We start from the raw sequence: 2,325 nt of genomic DNA, 5'->3' as shown, positions 1-2,325 counted from the left end.
CTGAATCACCTCGATAATGTAATCATCAATACGCAAACTTACCCCGGGATCAGGAATGCTTTCCAGATGTTCCAGCACCAGGCCGTTGATCGTTTTAGGACCATCGGTTGGTAATAGCCAATCCAGTGTTCGATTCAATTCACGGATATTGGCTGAGCCATTAATCAGATAACTGCCATCACTTTGTGGATGAATTTCCTTTTCATCATCAATGGTATTGGCGGTAAACTCCCCCACAATCTCCCGAAAAATATCTTCTAATGTAATCAAACCCAGTAAATCGCCGTATTCATCCACTACAAGACCTGTGCGACGCAATTTACGCTGAAACTGAATCAGCTGAGTATTCAGAGGTGTGTCCTCTGGAACGAAATAAGCTTCTTTTACAATACTCTCAAAGGTTTGTTGATTCAGGTTGTCCTGAGTCATCAGATTTAATGCCTTGCGTACATGCAAGATACCAACAATGTTATCCATACTGTCGCGGTAGACTGGCAACCTGGTGTAACCACAATGTGAAAGCTGCTTTACAATTTCAGCAAATGGCTGATTGATGTCGATACCTTCAATTTCATTACGCGGCACCATTACATCGTTTACCGTAACCTGCTCCAGATCCAGAATGCTCATTAGCATATCTTTGTGGCGGTTTGGGATCATACTGCCTGCTTCCATCAGCGCCACCCTTAATTCTTCTATGTTAATAGCCGTAGACGTCGCATCTTCACGAGACACACCAAATAGGCTCAGCAATCGGTTAGTAATCGCACTGGTAAACCATACCAAGGGATACAAAAAGAATAATAATGGCTTTAATACAAAACTGGCAGGGTAAGCGACTCGCTCGGGGTGTAAGGCTGCAAGCGTTTTGGGGGTGACCTCAGCAAATAACAAGATGACCAACGTTAAGGTGAAGGTTGCTACCACAATACCGTTCTCACCCAGCAGTTTAATTCCAATGACGGTAGCAATAGCTGAGGCAAAAATATTCACAAAGTTATTGCCCAGCAGGATGAGGCCAATCAAACGGTCAGGTCTGGCTAGCAAACTGCTGGCAATCATTGCGCCGCGATGTCCTTGTTGAGCAAGATGTTTTAATCGATAGCGATTTAATGACATCAATGCTGTTTCGGAACTTGAAAAAAACGCCGACAACACTAATAGACAAAACAGAATTATAAACAGGCCAATTAAAGAAATATCTTCCATCAGTTAACTTTTAATCAAAAATTCAATAACAAGTTTGCTGCCAACATATGCCAGCAATAAAAAACCAAAACCGGATAAAGTCCATTTAACCGCTGTCTGGCTTCGCCAGCCATACTGTTTACGGCCCCATAGCAATCCTGCAAAAACCAGCCAGGCGATAATTGAAAAAACGGTTTTATGGGCCAGATGCTGAGCGACGAAATTATCAACAAACAGAAATCCAGTAATCAGACCCAACGTCAGTAAAATGAAGCCGGCATAAAGTAATTGAAATAATGTCTTTTCCATTGTCTGCAGTGGAGGCAGTTTACGGACCCAGCCGCCGGCATGTTTATTACGTAACTGTTTTTCCTGAATCGCCAGGATGATCGATTGCATAGCAGCAAGTGCCAGCAGAGCATATGCTGTAAGTGATAATAAAATATGCCATTCCAAAGCGGGATCACTAAGAGTTTGTTGGCTACTACCCGGAGCCTCGACCCTGAACATTAAACATAAGGCGACCAGTGGATATACTACAATTCCAGGATGGGCTACGGGAGATCGCAAACCGGCTAACATCGCGATAAATGCCATTAACCAGGCTGCGATAGATAACATGCTCATCAGACTGAGATCCCAGCCTTGAGCAAATTTCATGGTGAAATAAATATCTGCAGCATGAAATAACAGCGCTAAAGTGGTCAATATGCCTATCGGTAAGGCAAGTTTATTGGCGTTATGATCGCGTTTGACAAAGTCTCGGATCAAAATAACGCTGCTACTTAAATACAGTAGAAAGGCTAATGCGTTGGCAATGGCCATGAGGGGAGATCCTTAAGTTCCAATAATGATTATCCAGTTAAACCTTCAAGCTTAATCATAAACGGTAAACTGCTTCACCGGATATCATATCAGTTATAATGCAATATCTAGAGTCTGTTTAACTTTCATATGCTTCTGAAAATAAACAGACCCTATCCAAATAGTACTGATTTTTCAGTAACGAAACGATGCAGGATACATTATGTTTGACAGCCTAAGTGACAGACTCGCCGGCAGCCTCAAAAAATTACGTGGTCAGGGTCGAATCACCGAAGATAATATTAAAGAAACTTTACGTGAAGTGCGTATGGC

The 2,325-nt window shown here is 42.4% G+C and carries 3 protein-coding genes; 1 reads left to right on the top strand and 2 read right to left on the bottom strand.

Translation table 11 applies throughout. From position 1 onward, the window contains the following. Both B3182_RS14565 and B3182_RS14560 read right to left on the bottom strand, forming a co-directional pair. Positions 1-1,209 (bottom strand): HlyC/CorC family transporter (locus B3182_RS14565; protein WP_292753283.1); only part of this gene is annotated, 1,209 nt, incomplete at its 3' end. A gap of 3 nt (positions 1,210-1,212) precedes the next feature. Beyond that, a complete protein-coding gene (locus B3182_RS14560) occupies positions 1,213-2,013 on the bottom strand; it encodes a cytochrome C assembly family protein (RefSeq protein WP_292357907.1) in 801 nt (266 codons plus the stop codon). 202 nt (positions 2,014-2,215) lie between these two features. Here B3182_RS14560 and B3182_RS16395 point away from each other — a divergent pair. Continuing rightward, on the top strand, positions 2,216-2,325 hold a 110-nt coding region (locus B3182_RS16395; RefSeq protein WP_414673537.1), incomplete at its 3' end, for a signal recognition particle receptor subunit alpha.

The organism is Methylophaga sp. UBA4204, from assembly GCF_002379485.1.
Classification (GTDB): Bacteria; Pseudomonadota; Gammaproteobacteria; order Nitrosococcales; family Methylophagaceae; genus Methylophaga.
Note: the sequence above shows the minus strand (reverse complement) of the source record. Positions and strands in the feature narration are given on the sequence as shown.

Bases quoted from the DNA above. Each gene is read 5' to 3' on its own strand.
- B3182_RS14560 (WP_292357907.1), bottom strand. From the start codon at position 2,013: ATGGCCATTGCCAACGCATTAGCCTTTCTACTGTATTTAAGTAGCAGC.